Raw genomic sequence first — 16352 nt, 5'->3', positions numbered from 1 at the left:
AGAAATGAGATACTTAACAGCCGGAGAATCACACGGTCCGCAGCTGACGACGATTATAGAAGGTGTGCCAGCGGGGCTTTATATAACTGAGGAAGACATTAATTTTGAGCTTGCCAGACGTCAAAAAGGGCACGGCCGCGGACGCCGCATGCAGATTGAAACGGACAGGGCAAAGATCACGAGCGGCGTGCGGCATGCACGGACACTCGGTTCACCCATCGCGCTCGTTGTGGAAAATAAAGACTGGACCCACTGGACAAAAATCATGGGCGCAGCACCGATTACAGAAGAAGAAGAAAGTGAAATGAAACGCCAGATTTCAAGACCGAGACCTGGGCACGCAGATTTAAACGGGGCCATTAAGTATAATCACCGCGATATGAGAAATGTGTTAGAACGATCTTCCGCGCGTGAGACAACGGTTCGCGTGGCTGCCGGAGCCGTCGCTAAAAAGATTTTAGCGGAGCTCGGCATTAAAGTCGCCGGACATGTTCTGCAAATCGGCGGGGTAAAAGCCGAGAAAACCGATTACACATCTATTGAAGATCTCAAGCGGGTAACTGAGGAATCACCGGTCAGATGCTACGACGAAGAAGCAGGCCGTCAAATGATGGCAGCCATTGATGAAGCGAAGGCAAACGGCGACTCAATCGGCGGAATCGTTGAAGTGATTGTCGAAGGCATGCCCGTCGGTGTCGGAAGCTATGTCCATTATGACCGTAAACTTGACAGCAAGCTCGCCGCTGCCGTTCTGTCGATTAACGCGTTTAAAGGCGTAGAGTTTGGCATCGGTTTTGAAGCGGCCGGCAAAAACGGCAGTGATGTCCATGATGAAATCGTGTGGGATGAAGAGAAAGGCTATACACGCGCGACAAACAGGCTCGGAGGATTAGAAGGCGGTATGACGACAGGAATGCCGATCGTCGTACGCGGTGTTATGAAGCCGATCCCGACTTTATACAAGCCGCTTAAAAGCGTCGACATTGAAACGAAAGAACCGTTTTCAGCGAGTATTGAACGTTCAGACAGCTGCGCCGTTCCTGCAGCAAGCGTAGTGGCAGAAGCAGCAGTGGCCTGGGAAATCGCAAATGCCGTCGTAGAACAATTCGGCCTCGACCAGATCGACCGCATTAAAGAAAATGTAGAAAATATGAGAAAATTATCGAGGGAATTCTGATGAAGGAGCTTGAGGTTCGGACAGCTTCCTCCGCATATCCCGTGTATATCGGTGAAGGCATTAGGAAACAGGCCGCTGCACTTTTGGCTTCGCTGAACAGGCCGCTGACAAAAATTCTGCTCGTTATCGACGCTGAAGTCGACCGGCTTTACGGTGATGAAATGTTCACGCTTTTAAACGAAACATGGGACGTGAAAAAAGTGATCGTTCCAAGCGGAGAAGAAGCGAAGTCATTGGAAGAGTATGAACGGATTCAAACGGAAGCGATCGCTTTCCATATGGACCGTTCCTCATGTATGATCGCGTTCGGAGGCGGCGTGACGGGTGATTTGGCCGGCTTTTGCGCAGCGACTTTTATGCGCGGAATTGATTTCATCCAAATGCCGACGACGCTGCTGGCCCATGACAGCGCGGTCGGCGGCAAGGTGGCTGTCAATCACAAACTCGGAAAGAACTTAATCGGCGCGTTTTATCAGCCAAAAGCGGTGATTTATGATACAGAGCTTCTGAAAACCCTGCCGGAACAAGAGCTGAGATCGGGCATGGCTGAAGTGATCAAACATGCGTTTATTGCAGATCACGCTTTTTTAGAAAAGCTGCTCACGTTTGATACGTTACACGGACTGACAAGCGCTGAGCTGAATGAAATGATTTATAAAGGAATTTCAATAAAATCGGCCGTCGTGCGTGAGGACGAAAAGGAAGAGGGGATAAGAGCTTTCCTGAATTTCGGCCATACGCTCGGCCACGCCGTTGAGGCGGAATACGGCTACGGCCGGATTACACATGGAGATGCAGTCGCCCTCGGCATGCAGTTTGCTCTTTACGTAAGTGAACAGGTTGCGGGATGCAAGATGAACAGAAAAGAACTCACGCAATGGCTGAGAGGACTCGGCTACCCGGGAAGCATCAGACAGGATATTGAAACGCTGGTTCTCTCCGCCAGAATGATGAATGATAAAAAAACGCGCGGAGGCATGACTCAGTTCATCGTATTGAAGGAATTAGGCGAAGCACAGGACTGTATGCTTTCAAAAGATGAGCTTGAAAACTTGCTGAACAAATGGCGAATGGAGGAAACAGCATGATGATACGCGGCATTCGCGGAGCAACAACGGTGGAGCAAGACACCGAACAAGAAATTTTAGAAAAAACACAGCAGCTGCTTGAAAAAATCATTGAACAAAATGGATGCAAACCGGAAGACGTTGTGCAGATCCTGTTATCCGCCACGCCTGATATCCATTCCGTATTTCCGGCAAAAGCGGTCCGCAGCCTTTCCGGATGGCAGTACGTCCCGGTGACGTGCATGCAGGAAATGGATGTCGCCGGCGCTCTGAAAAAGTGTGTCCGCGTCCTGATGACGGTTCAGACGGATACGCCTCAGGATGAAATCAAACATGTTTATCTAGAAAAAGCCGTTGTGTTAAGACCGGATTTATCATTGACAAAAAATACTGACATGTAATACGATAAACAAAGCTTAGAAATACACAAGAGTGTGTATAAAGCTGATAAGCAAGATATTGAACAGTTGAGTTTAGAATAGGGTAGCAGAGAATGAGTTTAGCTGAGCTGAGATAAACACGTTTTTATTCTGCCCAAAAGAAGCCTTTCTTTTGGGTTTATTTCTTATACGCAACACTCCTCTCACTCTTCATCTCATTCTCCTTACCGCAAGGAGGAGAATCATGAATTTACAATCGGATGTTTCTTTATTTTTAAAGGACAGTCTGACACACCGCACCATTCCAATCGCAGAGACTTTTACAGTCGACACGATCACACCCATTCAGATGGTTGAAAAACTGGACAGAAACATTACGTATCTGCTGGAAAGCAAGGATGAGTCGTCAAGCTGGTCAAGATATTCTTTTATCGGCCTCGATCCTTTTATCACGATTAAAGAGAGTCATAACACATTCGCTGCTGCTGATCCGAAAGGGCATACGCTGTTTGAAGCCGGAGAATTAAGAGCGGTGCTTGACTGGATGAATGAAAGCTTCCGCATTAAAACGCCCGAGCTTGATATTCCATTTTCGGGAGGGGCAGTCGGCTACCTGAGCTATGATATGATTCCTCTGATCGAGCCTTCTGTGCGAAGGCATGCGAAAGAAACAGATCTAGAAAAATGCATGCTGTTTGTCTGCCGGAAAATCATTGCGTACGACCATGAAACGAAACAAGTGCATTTTATTCAATATGCAACGCTTAACGGCCGGGAGACGGAAGAAGAAAAACGGGCCGTTTTTAAAGAAAATTGTGCGGAACTTCGGGAGCTTATCGGTATTTTAACAGAACCGAAGGATATAAAAGAGCCGTTTTTTTCAAAGGCAACGTTTGACACGCCGAGCTTTGCCAATGTGACATCTAATTATACGAAAGAAGGGTTTATGGCCGGCGTCAATAAACTGAAAGAATTTATAAAAGCGGGAGACATTTTTCAAGGGGTGCTGTCGCAAAAGTTTGATATTCCGGTATCCAGAAATTCATTTGAGCTGTACAGGGTGCTTCGCATCGTCAACCCTTCACCTTATATGTACTATATCAAACTGCCGGACAGAGACATTGTCGGCAGTTCGCCAGAGCGGCTGATCCGTGTGCATGACAGGCATCTGGAAATTCATCCGATTGCCGGAACGAGAAGAAGGGGCGCCGGAAAAAAAGAAGACGAACGCCTGAAAAAAGAGCTGATGAATGACGAAAAAGAAAAAGCTGAACATTACATGCTCGTCGATCTGGCGCGCAATGACATCGGCAGAGTCGCGGAGTATGGTTCCGTAACCGTTCCTGAATTCACAAAGGTCGTTTCTTTTTCACATGTGATGCACATCATCTCCGTTGTAACCGGCCGTTTAAAACAGGGCGTCCATCCCGTTGACGCGCTGATGTCGGCATTCCCGGCAGGAACACTCACGGGCGCTCCGAAAATCCGCGCGATGCAGCTTTTAAATGAATTAGAACCGACTTCAAGAGAGACCTACGGCGGATGTATCGCTTATATCGGATTTGACGGTTCGATTGATTCGTGTATTACCATCCGGACCATGAGTGTCAAAAACGGTACGGCGTCGGTTCAGGCGGGGGCGGGAATAGTCGCTGATTCCGTCCCGGAAGCTGAATATGAAGAGAGCTGCAGCAAAGCGGGGGCGCTTTTAAAAACGATTCAAATTGCAGAAGACATCTTTTCTGACGGGGAGGAGAAGACTGATGAACAAATTTCTGCAATTGTGCGTTAATGGCCGCACGCTGAAAACCGGAGAAGCCGAAAAGCTGATGGAGATGATGATGAACGGAGATATGTCGCAGTGTGAAATCGGCGGTATTTTATCAATATTAGCCCATCGGGGTGAAACGGCGGAGGAGCTTGCCGGATTTGTGAAAGTGATGCGGGCGCGTGCACAAGCTGCAGATGGCCTCGAGGATGTCGTTGATACGTGCGGGACAGGCGGAGACGGGATTTCTACGTTTAACATATCAACGGCAGCGGCAATTACAGCCTCTGCCGCCGGAGCTAAAGTTGCCAAGCACGGAAATCGTTCCGTTTCGTCTAAAAGCGGCAGCGCGGATGTGCTGGAGAAACTGGGGGTTTCCATTCAAGCCACTCCGGACAGCGTCAAACGCAGCATTGAAACGAAGCAAATGGGGTTTTTGTTTGCGCCGCTGTTTCATTCGTCAATGAAGCATGTCGCTGCCGCGAGAAAAGAGCTTGGCTTCCGAACCGTATTTAACCTGCTCGGCCCGCTCAGCAACCCGCTGCAGGCGAAGCGGCAGGTGATCGGCGTCTATTCATCTGAAAAAGCGCGCCTGATGGCAAGCGCACTGGAACAATTTGATGTCAGGCACGTCATGCTTGTATCGGCGCGTGACGGATTAGATGAACTGTCCATCACAGCACCGACCGATGTCATTGAGCTGAAAAACGGGGAACGTCTGGAATATTCCGTGTCACCCGAACAATTCGGTTTTGCAGAAGGTTCACTGAAGGATATTCAGGTGAGTTCAGCGGAAGAAAGCGCGCTCCTCATTCAGAATATTTTTGCAAATGAAGCCCCGTCATCCGCTCTGCATATTACCGCTTTAAATGCGGGCGCGGCCATTTATACGGCAGGTCTTGCAAAAGATCTGGGAGAAGGAACAAAAACAGCTTTAGAAACCATTCAAAACGGAGATGCCAAAAAGCAGCTCGAACGTCTGAAACAGAAAGAGGAAGAAATATATGCTTGATCAAATCATTCAGCAGAAAAAAGAAGAAATCAAATCCATCGTGCTGCCGGAAAACCGTCAAATTGAACGGAGATCCTTTAGAGAAGCGATCCTGAACCCGAACCGTTTTATCGGACTGATTGCCGAAGTAAAAAAAGCTTCGCCGTCTAAAGGACTGATTAAAGAGCATTTTGTTCCCGAAAAGATTGCGGCGGATTATGAAGCTGCCAAAGCGGATGCCATCTCTGTTCTGACGGATACCCGTTTTTTTCAGGGAAGAAATCAATTTTTGACAGATGTGAAACAAACCGTTTCTCTTCCCGTGCTGAGAAAGGATTTTATTATTGATTCCCTGCAGGTGGAGGAATCGTACCGGATCGGCGCCGATGCGATTTTGCTGATCGGGGAAGCGTTGGAACCCTCAAAGCTTCATGAGCTTTATCTGGAGGCCCGTGAGAAGGATATGGACGTTCTCGTGGAAGTCCATGATGAAACCGTCCTTGAACGGATTTTACAGGTGTTTCAGCCGGAAATTCTCGGCATAAACAACCGGGATTTAAAAACGTTCCGTACTTCTGTTTCACAAACGGAAAAAATGGCGGATCTTGTGCCGGACGGCTGTCTGCTGGTCAGCGAAAGCGGCATCGGTTCTTTGGCTGACCTGAAATTCGTCAATAAGCACGGGGCGCGGGCTGTATTGATCGGAGAATCTTTAATGAGAGAGGATTCGCAGCAAAAGGCGATCTGCGGGCTGTTCGGGGAGTGAGGGCATGAAAAAGCCTGAAATAAAGTACTGCGGCATCTGCTCAAAGCGTGATTATGAGCTTGCGGCAGCCTCAGAAGCGGATTATTTGGGATTCATTTTTGCCGCAAGCAAACGGAAGGTCACGCCGTATGAAGTACGGAAATGGAAACAGGAAATCCGGACAGATAAGAAACATGTCGGAGTATTTGTAAATGAAACGATAGAAAACATTGCGCAAATCGCTTCTGAATTGTCCCTTGACGTCATCCAGCTGCACGGTGATGAATCGCCTGAGGATGCCCTCCGTCTCCGTCCGCTTGTGCGCTCGGAGATATGGAAAGCGCTCCGTCACGGGGAAGGGACGCTCCGTCAGATGGATCAATTTGCACCCGCCGTCGACGGCTATGTCATTGATTCTTCAGTGAAAGGAATGAGAGGCGGCACGGGAATCGCGTTTTCATGGACCCGTGTCCCCTTGTACCGGAAGCGGGCTCAAAATGCAAACAAGCGCTGTTTTATCGCGGGCGGCGTTAATCCTGAAACGATTACTGATTTACTCAAGTCGGGCCCGTGCGGTATAGATCTTGCCAGCGGGATTGAAAAAAACGGACAAAAGGATCAAACACTGATCCGGCTTTTAGAAGAAAGGATGAACCATTATGTATCCATATCCAAATGAAATCGGAAGATACGGCGAATTCGGAGGCAAATTTGTCCCTGAAACATTGATGCGGCCTCTCGAAGAAATCGAAACGGCTTTCAAAGAATTAAAGAATGATCCCGTATTTCATGCAGAATATAAAAAACTATTGTTTGATTACTCCGGAAGACCGACTGCATTGACGTTTGCAGACAGGGTGTCGGATGATTTGGGCGGGGCGAAAATCTATTTGAAAAGGGAAGATTTAAACCATACCGGTTCTCATAAAATCAACAACGCGTTAGGACAGATTCTGCTTGCCAAAAAGATGGGCAAAACGAAAATCATCGCCGAAACCGGTGCGGGGCAGCACGGCGTTGCAGCCGCGACAGCCGCCGCAAAATTCGGTTTTGAGTGTACGGTTTTTATGGGTGAAGAGGACGTTGCGCGCCAGTCGCTGAACGTATTCCGAATGAAACTGCTCGGCGCGGAGGTCGTGCCGGTCTCTAGCGGCAACGGCACACTGAAAGATGCGACGAATGAAGCGATCAGATATTGGGTTCAGCATTGTGAAGACCATTTTTACCTGATCGGTTCTGTCGTAGGTCCGCACCCGTATCCGTACATTGTGCGCGAGTTTCAGAAAATCATCGGCGAGGAAGCGAAAGAACAGCTCCTCAGGGTCGAAGGGACGCTCCCGGACAAGGTTGTTGCATGTGTCGGCGGCGGAAGCAATGCGATGGGCATATTTCAGGCCTTTTTAGACGAAGATACTGAGCTGATCGGCGTCGAGGCGGCCGGAAAAGGAATTGATACGCCTCTGCATGCGGCGACGATAGCAAAAGGGACGCTCGGGGTGATTCACGGCTCAATGACCTATTTAATACAAGATGCATACGGACAGATTATCGAACCGTATTCCATTTCAGCAGGCCTCGATTACCCGGGGATCGGGCCTGAGCATGCCTATCTGCATAAAAGCGGCCGTGTAACATATGAAAGTGTGACAGACGAAGAAGCGATTGCCGCGTTGCGTCTGCTTTCTGAAACAGAAGGCATTCTTCCGGCTATTGAATCTGCACACGCCTTGGCAAAAGCATTTGAAATGGCGAAAGACATGGATAAAGACAAAATCATTCTCGTCAGTCTGTCGGGAAGAGGAGATAAAGATGTTCATACGCTGATGAATGTTTTGGAAAACGGGGTGAAGACACATGTTTAATCTGCATGACTCTGAAAAATTATTTATCCCTTTTATTACGGCGGGCGATCCGCTTCCTGAAATTTCTGTTGAACTGGCAAAATCTTTGCAGAATGCAGGCGCTTCAGCTCTTGAAATCGGCGTCCCCTACACAGATCCGCTCGCGGATGGCCCCGTCATACAGCGGGCTTCAAAACGGGCTCTGGAAAACGGAATGAATATCGTAAAAGCCATTGAACTTGGCGGCAAAATGAAAAAAAACGGCGTTCATATTCCAATTATCCTCTTTACGTATTATAATCCTGTGTTACAATTAGAAAAAGAATGCTTTTTCGCTTTACTGCGGGAAAACGACATAGACGGTCTGCTTGTACCGGATCTTCCGTTAGAGGAAAGCGCCCTTTTGCAAAAGACATGCAAAAAGGAGAACATCGCTTATATCTCGCTGGTCGCGCCGACAAGTGAAAACCGTTTGAAAATAATTACTGAACAGGCCGGCGGCTTTGTGTATTGTGTATCTTCTTTAGGAGTGACGGGCGTACGCAGCGAATTCGATCCGTCTGTATACTCTTTCATCCGTAAAGTGAAAGAATTCAGCTCGGTTCCGGTTGCGGTCGGTTTTGGCATTTCAAGCCGCAAACAGGTTGACGAGATGAATGAAATATCAGATGGTGTCGTTGTCGGAAGCGCGCTTGTCAGAAAGGTTGAAGAGCTTAAAACAAAGCTTGTGAATTCCGGCACAAGAGCCGATGCGCTTCTTGAATTTGAGGAATACGCAAAGACGTTCGGACAACTGTACAGTGTAAAATGAGGTGACTGGATTTGCAGATTAAAGAACAGCTGCGGCAGCTGAAACCGTATCAGCCGGGCAAACCAATAGAAGAAGTGAAAATGGAGTACGGGCTTGAGAAAGTAGTAAAGCTCGCATCTAACGAAAATCCGTTCGGCTGTTCACAGGCCGCTAAAGATGCGCTGCATCAGGAGATTGAGCAGCTTGCGCTGTATCCCGACGGTTACAGTGCCGCTTTGAGAACGCGGCTCAGTGAACATCTGCAGGTCAGTGAATCTTCGATCATTTTCGGAAACGGCTCTGATGAGCTTGTGCAGATTATCTGCCGTTCTTTATTAAATGATCAGGCAAACACGATTACCGCTGCTCCGACTTTCCCGCAATACAGACACAATGCGGTGATTGAAGGCGCTGAAGTGCGCGAGGTGCCGCTCCGCAGTGACGGCGCTCATGATTTGGACCGGATGCTTGAAGCCATTGACAGCAAGACGAAAGTCATATGGGTATGTAATCCGAATAATCCGACGGGGACGTATACTTCTGAACAAGAGTTAATTGCCTTTTTAGACAGAGTTCCCGAGCATATTCTCGTTGTACTTGATGAAGCGTACTACGAGTATGTCACAGCGGAAGATTACCCTGAAAGTATTCCGCTTTTAAAGCAATATCCGAATATCATGATCCTCCGCACATTTTCTAAAGCATACGGACTTGCCGCGCTTCGCGTCGGTTACGGTATTGCGAATGAAGCGCTGATCCGCCAGATTGAACCGGCGAGAGAGCCGTTCAATACGAGCAGAATCGGCCAGGCTTCGGCACTGGCTGCGCTTGACGACCAGTCGTTTATTAAGGAATGTGTCAAAAAAAATACAGCGGGTCTTAAGCAGTATTATGATTTTGCCGAAACCCATGGTTTAACTTGTTATCCTTCACAAACAAACTTTGTGCTCATTGAATTTAACCGCCCTGCGGATGAACTGTTCCAAGCCCTGCTGGAAAAAGGGTATATCGTCCGCTCAGGACAGGCGCTCGGATTTCCTGCTGCACTGAGGATTACGGTTGGTACGAAAGAGCAGAATGAGGAAATTCTGACAATTTTAGCTGAAATATTATAAGAGGTGATCAAGCGTCACCTCTTTACTCTATTAAACTAGATGAAAAAGGAAATGAGTGAAATGAAGGACACAATATTGCTTGCGGGAATCGGGCTGATCGGCGGGTCGATTGCATTGGCCATTAAAAAAGAGCATCCGCATAAACGGATTATCGGTGTAGATATTTCGGAAGAACAGCTTACTGCCGCGCTGAAGCTCGGGATTATTGACGAACGGGCCGGCTCATTTACGGAAGGGGCGCAGCAGGCGTCAGTTGTCATTATCGCCACGCCTGTCGCGCAAACGCTGAAAATGCTTGATATGCTTGCCGCATCGGGCATTACCCATGAACTCTTGATTACAGATGTGGGGAGCACAAAGCAGAAAGTCGTCAGCTATGCTGACAAAGTGCTACCGGCTCACTATCAATTTGTCGGCGGCCATCCGATGGCGGGGTCTCATAAATCCGGGGCTGCTGCCGCGAAAGAATTTTTATTCGAAAACGCGTTTTACATTTTAACACCGGGAAAATCAACTTCTAAAGAGTCAGTATCGCATTTGAAGGAACTTCTGAAAGCGGCAAACGCCCACTTTGTGGAGATGACTCCCGAGGAGCATGACGGCGTAACGAGCGTCATCAGCCATTTCCCTCATATCGTTGCCGCAAGCCTCGTACATCAGGCTCACCAATCTGAAGAAGATTATCCGTTTTTGCAGCGTTTTGCAGCCGGCGGTTTTCGGGACATCACAAGGATAGCCTCAAGCAGTCCGGCGATGTGGAGGGACATACTCCTTCATAACAAAGATAAACTGCTTGACCGCTTCAAAGAATGGAAACGGGAGATTGACACGATTGAATCTTATGTAGAAAATGAAGATGCGGACAACCTGTTCGGTTACTTTAAAAAAGCGAAGGATTATCGCGACGGCCTGCCGCTCCGTCAAAAAGGGGCGATCCCGTCCTTTTATGACCTTTATGTCGATGTTCCCGATCATCCGGGGGTCATTTCGGAAATTACGGCGATTTTGGCTGATGAAAAAATCAGTATCACCAACATCCGCATTATCGAAACAAGAGAAGATATTAACGGAATTCTGAGAATCAGTTTCCAGACTGATGATGACCGCAAGCGGGCGGAAACCTGCATTCAATCCCGCGCCAAATATGAAACATTTTACGCTGACTGAGGTGGAGAACATTGAAAAGAGAAAAAGTGACGTCTTTAAACGGTGAAATTCATATTCCGGGAGATAAATCCATCTCCCACCGTTCTGTTATGTTCGGAGCGCTTGCAGAAGGAACCACTACGGTAAAAAACTTTTTGCCCGGAGCCGATTGCCTGAGCACCATTGCCTGCTTCAGAAAAATGGGTGTCTCCATTGAACAGAACGGAAGTGATGTAACGATACACGGGAACGGCATTGACGCACTTTGTGAGCCTGACAGCCTTCTTGATGTCGGAAATTCCGGCACGACCATCCGCCTGATGCTAGGCATTTTAGCCGGACGCCCATTTCACAGTACGGTAGCGGGCGACGAAAGTATTGCAAAGCGCCCGATGAAGAGGGTAACGGAGCCTTTAAAACAGATGGGAGCCGTGATTGACGGAAGAGCGGACGGAGAATTTACGCCATTATCCGTAAGAGGCGGACAATTAAAAGGCATTGATTACGTTTCCCCCGTCGCAAGCGCGCAGATCAAATCTGCCGTGCTGCTTGCCGGATTGCAGGCAGAAGGAACGACGACAGTGACAGAGCCCCATAAATCAAGAGACCATACAGAACGGATGCTGAATGCTTTTGGCGCTGAGCTTGCGGAAACAGAGACGAGCGCTTCTGTAACGGGCGGTCAGAAGCTTCGGGCAGCTGATATTTTCGTGCCCGGCGATATTTCTTCAGCGGCCTTTTTCCTTGCGGCAGGCGCTGTCGTTCCCGGAAGCCGGATTGTGCTGAAAAATGTCGGCCTGAACCCGACACGCACGGGAATTATTGATGTCTTAAAGCAAATGGGGGCTTCACTTGAAGTGATTCTGTCAAAAGCGGACAGCGCGGAGCCTTACGGTGATCTGGTTATCGAAACTTCAGCTTTGAAAGCGGCAGAAATCGGCGGAGAAATCATTCCCCGTTTAATTGACGAGATTCCGATTATCGCTCTTTTGGCCACGCAGGCTGAAGGCACAACTGTCATTAAAGACGCGGCAGAGCTGAAAGTGAAGGAAACGAATCGGATCGATACCGTCGTATCAGAGCTCCGGAAAATCGGCGCAGACATTGAAGCGACTGAAGACGGCATGAAAATACACGGCAAAAAAACGCTTGCTGGCGGCGCGGGTGTATCAAGCCACGGCGACCACCGCATCGGCATGATGCTCGGTATCGCTTCATGTCTGACGGAAGAGCCGATTGAGATCCATGATACAGATGCGATCCGCGTTTCATATCCGACATTTTTTGAGCATTTAGATCAATTATCCAAAAAAGCCTGAAGATGATTCTTCGGGTTTTTCTTCATGTGTCATAAAGTCTTGGGCTTTGACATAGCTTGTCTTAAACGAAAAGGAAGGGGGGATGCGTTTTCGTTACAGAAACAGCCGGAATCAATCGCGCTGTTTGCGTATAAAGATGCCGTCCCCTTTTTTGTCGTTTTCCTCTTAACAATTTTTTGATAAACTATAATGCCGGGTGAAGCATCTTATTTGCGGGCAGCTCCTGTCTGAATTATGATAAGAATAACCCGAATAAAAACCCTTTTCATTGGTTGATGAGGTATAGGAAAAGAAAGGACCGGTCTGATTTGAATACATTGATTCAAGAAGCCATAAAATTAGTTGAAGCAGGTGAAACCGAAAAGGGACTCAAAGCGCTTTCAAAAGCTGAAACACAGCTTCATGACGAAGACAAAGCCATTGCAGCCCAGCTCTACTATGAATGGGGAAACGCAGAAAAAGCGTTAACGCTGATCAGTGATCTGCATGACCTTTATCCTGAGGAGTCTGAGCTGACGAATTTTTACGCCGAATTGTTAATAGATATTGATGAAGAAGAAAAAGCTCTCGAGGTGCTGGAGACGATTTCTCCGGAAGACCCGTCTTACGCGGAAAGCCTTCTTTTAATGGCTGATCTGTATCAGATGCAGGGCTTATTCGAAGTAAGTGAGCAAAAGCTGTTACAGGCGAAAGCGATGTTAAAAGATGAGCCTGTTATTGATTTCGCTCTGGGGGAATTATACTTCACACAGGGAGCATACGCGAAAGCCGTTCCGTATTACGAAGAGACGGCAAAAGAGCGGAACGAAATCGGCGGCGTAAATGTTCATCAGAGGCTGGCTGAGTCATTGAGCGCGGCGGGGGAATTTGAAGAAGCGCTTTCATGGTATGAAAAAGCGGCTGCAGAACATACAGAACCGAATACGATTTTCGGATACGGGTTCACAGCCTATCAGGCGGGAATGCTCAAAACCGCCATCAAGCAGCTGTCTGATTTAAAAGGGCTTGATCCTTCTTATTCATCGCTTTATATGCCGCTTGCAAAAAGCTTCGAAGCAGAAGGCATGTATGAGGATGCATTAAAAACCGCTAAAGAAGGTATTACTTACGATGAATACAATAAAGAGCTTTTTCTCTATGCGGGGAAAATGGCGTTAAAGCTCGGGAACGAAGACGAAGGCAAAAAGCTTCTTCAGGAAGCGCTGGCGCTCGATCCGGGTTATGTGGAAGCGCTCCATACGCTTTTAGCCGTCTATCATAAAGAAGAAAGCTTTGAAGAGATTATTGATCTGATTCAGGAAGTCCGCGGTTACGGAGAGGAAGATCCGAAATACAATTGGTATTTGGCAAGTGCCTATACGGGTCTCGAGCAGTATGCGGAAGCGAAAAAAAGCTTCGAAGCTGCGTATCTCCATTATCAGGAGGATCGGGACTTCTTGTATGAATACGCTCACTTCTTATTGGAAGAAGGCCTTCAGAAAGAAGCGCTGCCGCTTTTAAAACAAGTGCTTTCAATGGATGGAACAAACGAAGAGCTTGAAGAAACAATCTTACGGATAGAGGATGAATTTTTGAGATAAGCAGGATTTTGGACCATGCTTGCTGAATGTATAAGTGATGTCAGATTATACGATCGATAGAGGAGGGAATTACATGCAGACCCCTGTTTCTGTCAATGAAAAAAAGGATTTTATCCGTTGGTTTTTAAATCATTATCAGCTTAAACGCCGGGAGTGCGTCTGGATTTTAAATTATTTAATGAGTCATGATACATTAATGGAAAAAGTCCATTTTGTAGAACAAGCCGAATTTTGCCCGAGAGGCATCATCATGTCTACTCATTGCGTTGATGAGGTGCCGTTTAGGTTTTACAAAGAAAATGTCATGACCACGGACGCGGAAAAATCTTTTCACGACATCCGGCTGAATAAACAGCAGGATTTATTTATCCAGCTGAATTTCCGTTCGGCTTACAGCTCGCCTGAATATGCTGCTGTTCTTGAATCAAATCCGCATCTGCCGAAAGACCTGTTTGAAAATAAACAGGATCAGGGGATGGCTGAAAAAATATTAGAACACGCCATTTCCACTTTCCAGCGGGAAAAGCTGCTTAGAGATATCGACGAGGCGCTGGACCGCCACGACAAAGAAACATTTGAAAAGCTTTCCCGCCAGTTGAATCAGCTCACATAAATGACAGCCTTGCAGAATATGCAAGGCTTGTTGCGTAAAGAGGAGGAACCAGACATGAGATGGAGGGCCGCTGATGCCGAGGTCTATTTACAATCTGTAGATTACATTGATACCGCTATCATTCCGTTAATTTCCATATCATCTTCAGGAGGCTTAAAAGAAGCCGTTGAGCAGGGGGAAAGCACCCAATTGCTTTCTGAAGAGCTTGAGCGCCAATTGAAGGGACGGGTATATTTATTCCCCTCTTATACATATGTTGATATAGATCAATTACAGATCGCCCTGCTTCAAAAACTCAAAGAAGAGGTGATGATCAATTTCCGGCACGCCTTGTTTCTGACGGCAGACGAAAAATGGAAGGACTCTGAAATAGGCTCTGATGTCATCTGCATACCTGCCGTTCCGTTTGAACATATGAAAGACTCTTTAAAGAGAAAAATAGCGGATGACAAGTGCGGAGAAATTTTGAACGTTTTGTTACAGAAGTGGAACAATTCTTAAAAACTCCGCACATCCCGCAAAACAGCCGTTTTGCCTCTGTTGACCTTGCTGAAAGATTCATATATTATGAGGGTGTCAAATCTCAGAATTATTTTCTATTTTAGTTAATTTTTGGTCAATCTTTAGGGGGGGAAGAGATGGGCGGAAAACAAGATATATCAAGAAGGCAATTTTTAAACTATGCGCTCACCGGCGTGGGGGGATTTATGGCCGCCAGTGCGCTTATGCCTATGGTCCGTTTTGCGCTGGACCCGGTATTAAAACCGACGGGAAATCAAAAAATGGTGCAGGTTGTCAGCGTGGATGAGCTGACGAAGGAGCCGAAGCGTTTTGACTTTAAAATTCATCAAGTCGACGCCTGGCACAAATCGGAAGAATCCAGATCAGCCTGGGTCTACAAGCATGGGGATGAAATTATAGCGCTTTCGCCTATCTGCAAACATTTAGGCTGCACCGTAAACTGGAACAATGATCCTAAAAATCCGAACAAATTCTTTTGTCCCTGCCATTACGGGCTGTATGAAAAAGACGGCACGAACGTTCCGGGCACGCCGCCGCTCGCGCCTCTTGACCGTTATGAGCATAAAGTAAAGGACGGCTTTTTGTATCTTGGAAAAGCAAAGCCTAGGGGGGAAGGGTGACATGCTGAACAAAATATATGACTGGGTGGATGAACGTCTCGATATTACGCCGATGTGGCGGGATATCGCTGACCATGAAGTGCCGGAACATGTGAATCCAGCTCACCATTTCTCAGCTTTTGTCTATTGTTTCGGCGGATTGACGTTTTTTGTAACCGTTATCCAAGTGCTGTCCGGGATGTTCTTAACCATGTATTATGTGCCGGATATTAAAAACGCGTGGGAATCTGTGTATTATTTGCAGAATGAAGTCGCTTTCGGACAGATTGTAAGAGGAATGCATCATTGGGGCGCAAGTTTAGTTATCGTAATGATGTTTTTACATACACTGCGGGTTTTCTTTCAGGGAGCCTATAAAAAGCCTCGGGAATTGAACTGGATCGTCGGTGTTCTAATCTTCTTTGTGATGCTCGGTCTCGGTTTTACAGGGTACCTGCTTCCGTGGGATATGAAGGCGCTGTTTGCGACAAAGGTAGGCCTTCAGATTGCGGAAGCGACGCCATTGATCGGAGCGCAGGTGAAAACCCTTCTTGCCGGCCACCACGATATTGTCGGGGCCCAAACACTGACGAGATTCTTTGCGATTCACGTGTTTTTTCTCCCTGCCGCTTTGTTTGCGCTCATGGGCGCCCACTTTGTCATGATCCGCAAGCAGGGAATTTCAGGACCGCTTTAATA

General features: G+C 47.4%; 17 protein-coding genes. All 17 read left to right on the top strand.

Annotation, left to right across the window (positions count from 1 at the left end):
- Positions 1 to 4: 4 nt before the first annotated feature.
- The 17 genes from aroC to qcrB all read left to right on the top strand — a co-directional run bounded on the left by aroC (position 5) and on the right by qcrB (position 16350).
- Positions 5 to 1177, top strand: a complete 1173-nt coding sequence (aroC, locus tag MHH91_RS11940; protein ID WP_013352683.1) for a chorismate synthase — start codon at positions 5 to 7, stop codon at positions 1175 to 1177.
- Positions 1177 to 2265, top strand: a complete 1089-nt coding sequence (gene aroB / locus MHH91_RS11935; protein ID WP_014472074.1) for a 3-dehydroquinate synthase — start codon at positions 1177 to 1179, stop codon at positions 2263 to 2265. The genes aroC and aroB overlap by 1 nt, the downstream gene beginning before the upstream one ends.
- Positions 2262 to 2645 (top strand): chorismate mutase, encoded by a 384-nt coding sequence (gene aroH / locus MHH91_RS11930; protein ID WP_013352681.1) that lies wholly within the window; start codon positions 2262 to 2264, stop codon positions 2643 to 2645. Before aroB ends, aroH begins: the two co-directional genes overlap by 4 nt.
- Before the next feature lie 223 nt (positions 2646 to 2868).
- Positions 2869 to 4416, top strand: coding sequence for an anthranilate synthase component I (trpE, locus tag MHH91_RS11925; RefSeq protein WP_013352680.1), 1548 nt, complete (start codon positions 2869 to 2871; stop codon positions 4414 to 4416).
- Positions 4388 to 5404, top strand: a complete 1017-nt coding sequence (gene trpD / locus MHH91_RS11920) for an anthranilate phosphoribosyltransferase (protein WP_013352679.1) — start codon at positions 4388 to 4390, stop codon at positions 5402 to 5404. Before trpE ends, trpD begins: the two co-directional genes overlap by 29 nt.
- The gene (gene trpC, locus MHH91_RS11915; protein WP_014472073.1) at positions 5397 to 6149 is read left to right on the top strand and encodes an indole-3-glycerol phosphate synthase TrpC; all 753 of its coding nucleotides are present in this window, start codon (positions 5397 to 5399) and stop codon (positions 6147 to 6149) included. Before trpD ends, trpC begins: the two co-directional genes overlap by 8 nt.
- 4 nt (positions 6150 to 6153) lie before the next feature.
- Positions 6154 to 6807 (top strand): phosphoribosylanthranilate isomerase, encoded by a 654-nt coding sequence (locus MHH91_RS11910; protein WP_013352677.1) that lies wholly within the window; start codon positions 6154 to 6156, stop codon positions 6805 to 6807.
- A complete protein-coding gene (trpB, locus tag MHH91_RS11905) occupies positions 6788 to 7990 on the top strand; it encodes a tryptophan synthase subunit beta (protein ID WP_013352676.1) in 1203 nt (400 codons plus the stop codon). Before MHH91_RS11910 ends, trpB begins: the two co-directional genes overlap by 20 nt.
- Entirely contained in the window at positions 7983 to 8780 is a 798-nt protein-coding gene (trpA, locus tag MHH91_RS11900) for a tryptophan synthase subunit alpha (protein ID WP_013352675.1), read from the top strand. Before trpB ends, trpA begins: the two co-directional genes overlap by 8 nt.
- 11 nt (positions 8781 to 8791) lie before the next feature.
- Positions 8792 to 9874 (top strand): histidinol-phosphate transaminase, encoded by a 1083-nt coding sequence (hisC, locus tag MHH91_RS11895; protein ID WP_013352674.1) that lies wholly within the window; start codon positions 8792 to 8794, stop codon positions 9872 to 9874.
- Positions 9875 to 9925: 51 nt separating this feature from the next.
- A complete protein-coding gene (locus MHH91_RS11890; RefSeq protein WP_038463260.1) occupies positions 9926 to 11041 on the top strand; it encodes a prephenate dehydrogenase in 1116 nt (371 codons plus the stop codon).
- Positions 11042 to 11052: 11 nt separating this feature from the next.
- Positions 11053 to 12339, top strand: coding sequence for a 3-phosphoshikimate 1-carboxyvinyltransferase (gene aroA / locus MHH91_RS11885; protein WP_014470050.1), 1287 nt, complete (start codon positions 11053 to 11055; stop codon positions 12337 to 12339).
- 308 nt (positions 12340 to 12647) lie between these two features.
- A complete protein-coding gene (locus tag MHH91_RS11880) occupies positions 12648 to 13919 on the top strand; it encodes a tetratricopeptide repeat protein (protein ID WP_014470051.1) in 1272 nt (423 codons plus the stop codon).
- A 73-nt stretch (positions 13920 to 13992) separates the two neighbouring features.
- A complete protein-coding gene (locus MHH91_RS11875) occupies positions 13993 to 14532 on the top strand; it encodes a ReoY family proteolytic degradation factor (protein WP_013352670.1) in 540 nt (179 codons plus the stop codon).
- Between the two features lie 54 nt (positions 14533 to 14586).
- Entirely contained in the window at positions 14587 to 15033 is a 447-nt protein-coding gene (locus MHH91_RS11870) for a DUF2487 family protein (protein WP_013352669.1), read from the top strand.
- A 137-nt stretch (positions 15034 to 15170) separates the two neighbouring features.
- Positions 15171 to 15674, top strand: coding sequence for a ubiquinol-cytochrome c reductase iron-sulfur subunit (locus MHH91_RS11865; RefSeq protein WP_013352668.1), 504 nt, complete (start codon positions 15171 to 15173; stop codon positions 15672 to 15674).
- A gap of 1 nt (position 15675) precedes the next feature.
- A complete protein-coding gene (gene qcrB / locus MHH91_RS11860; protein ID WP_003153485.1) occupies positions 15676 to 16350 on the top strand; it encodes a menaquinol-cytochrome c reductase cytochrome b subunit in 675 nt (224 codons plus the stop codon).
- Positions 16351 to 16352 lie beyond the last annotated feature (2 nt).

The organism is Bacillus sp. FSL K6-2819, assembly GCF_038008305.1.
Classification (GTDB): Bacteria; Bacillota; Bacilli; order Bacillales; family Bacillaceae; genus Bacillus; species Bacillus amyloliquefaciens.
The sequence above is the reverse complement of the archived record's forward strand: the minus strand, read 5'-3'. Positions and strand labels throughout refer to the sequence as shown.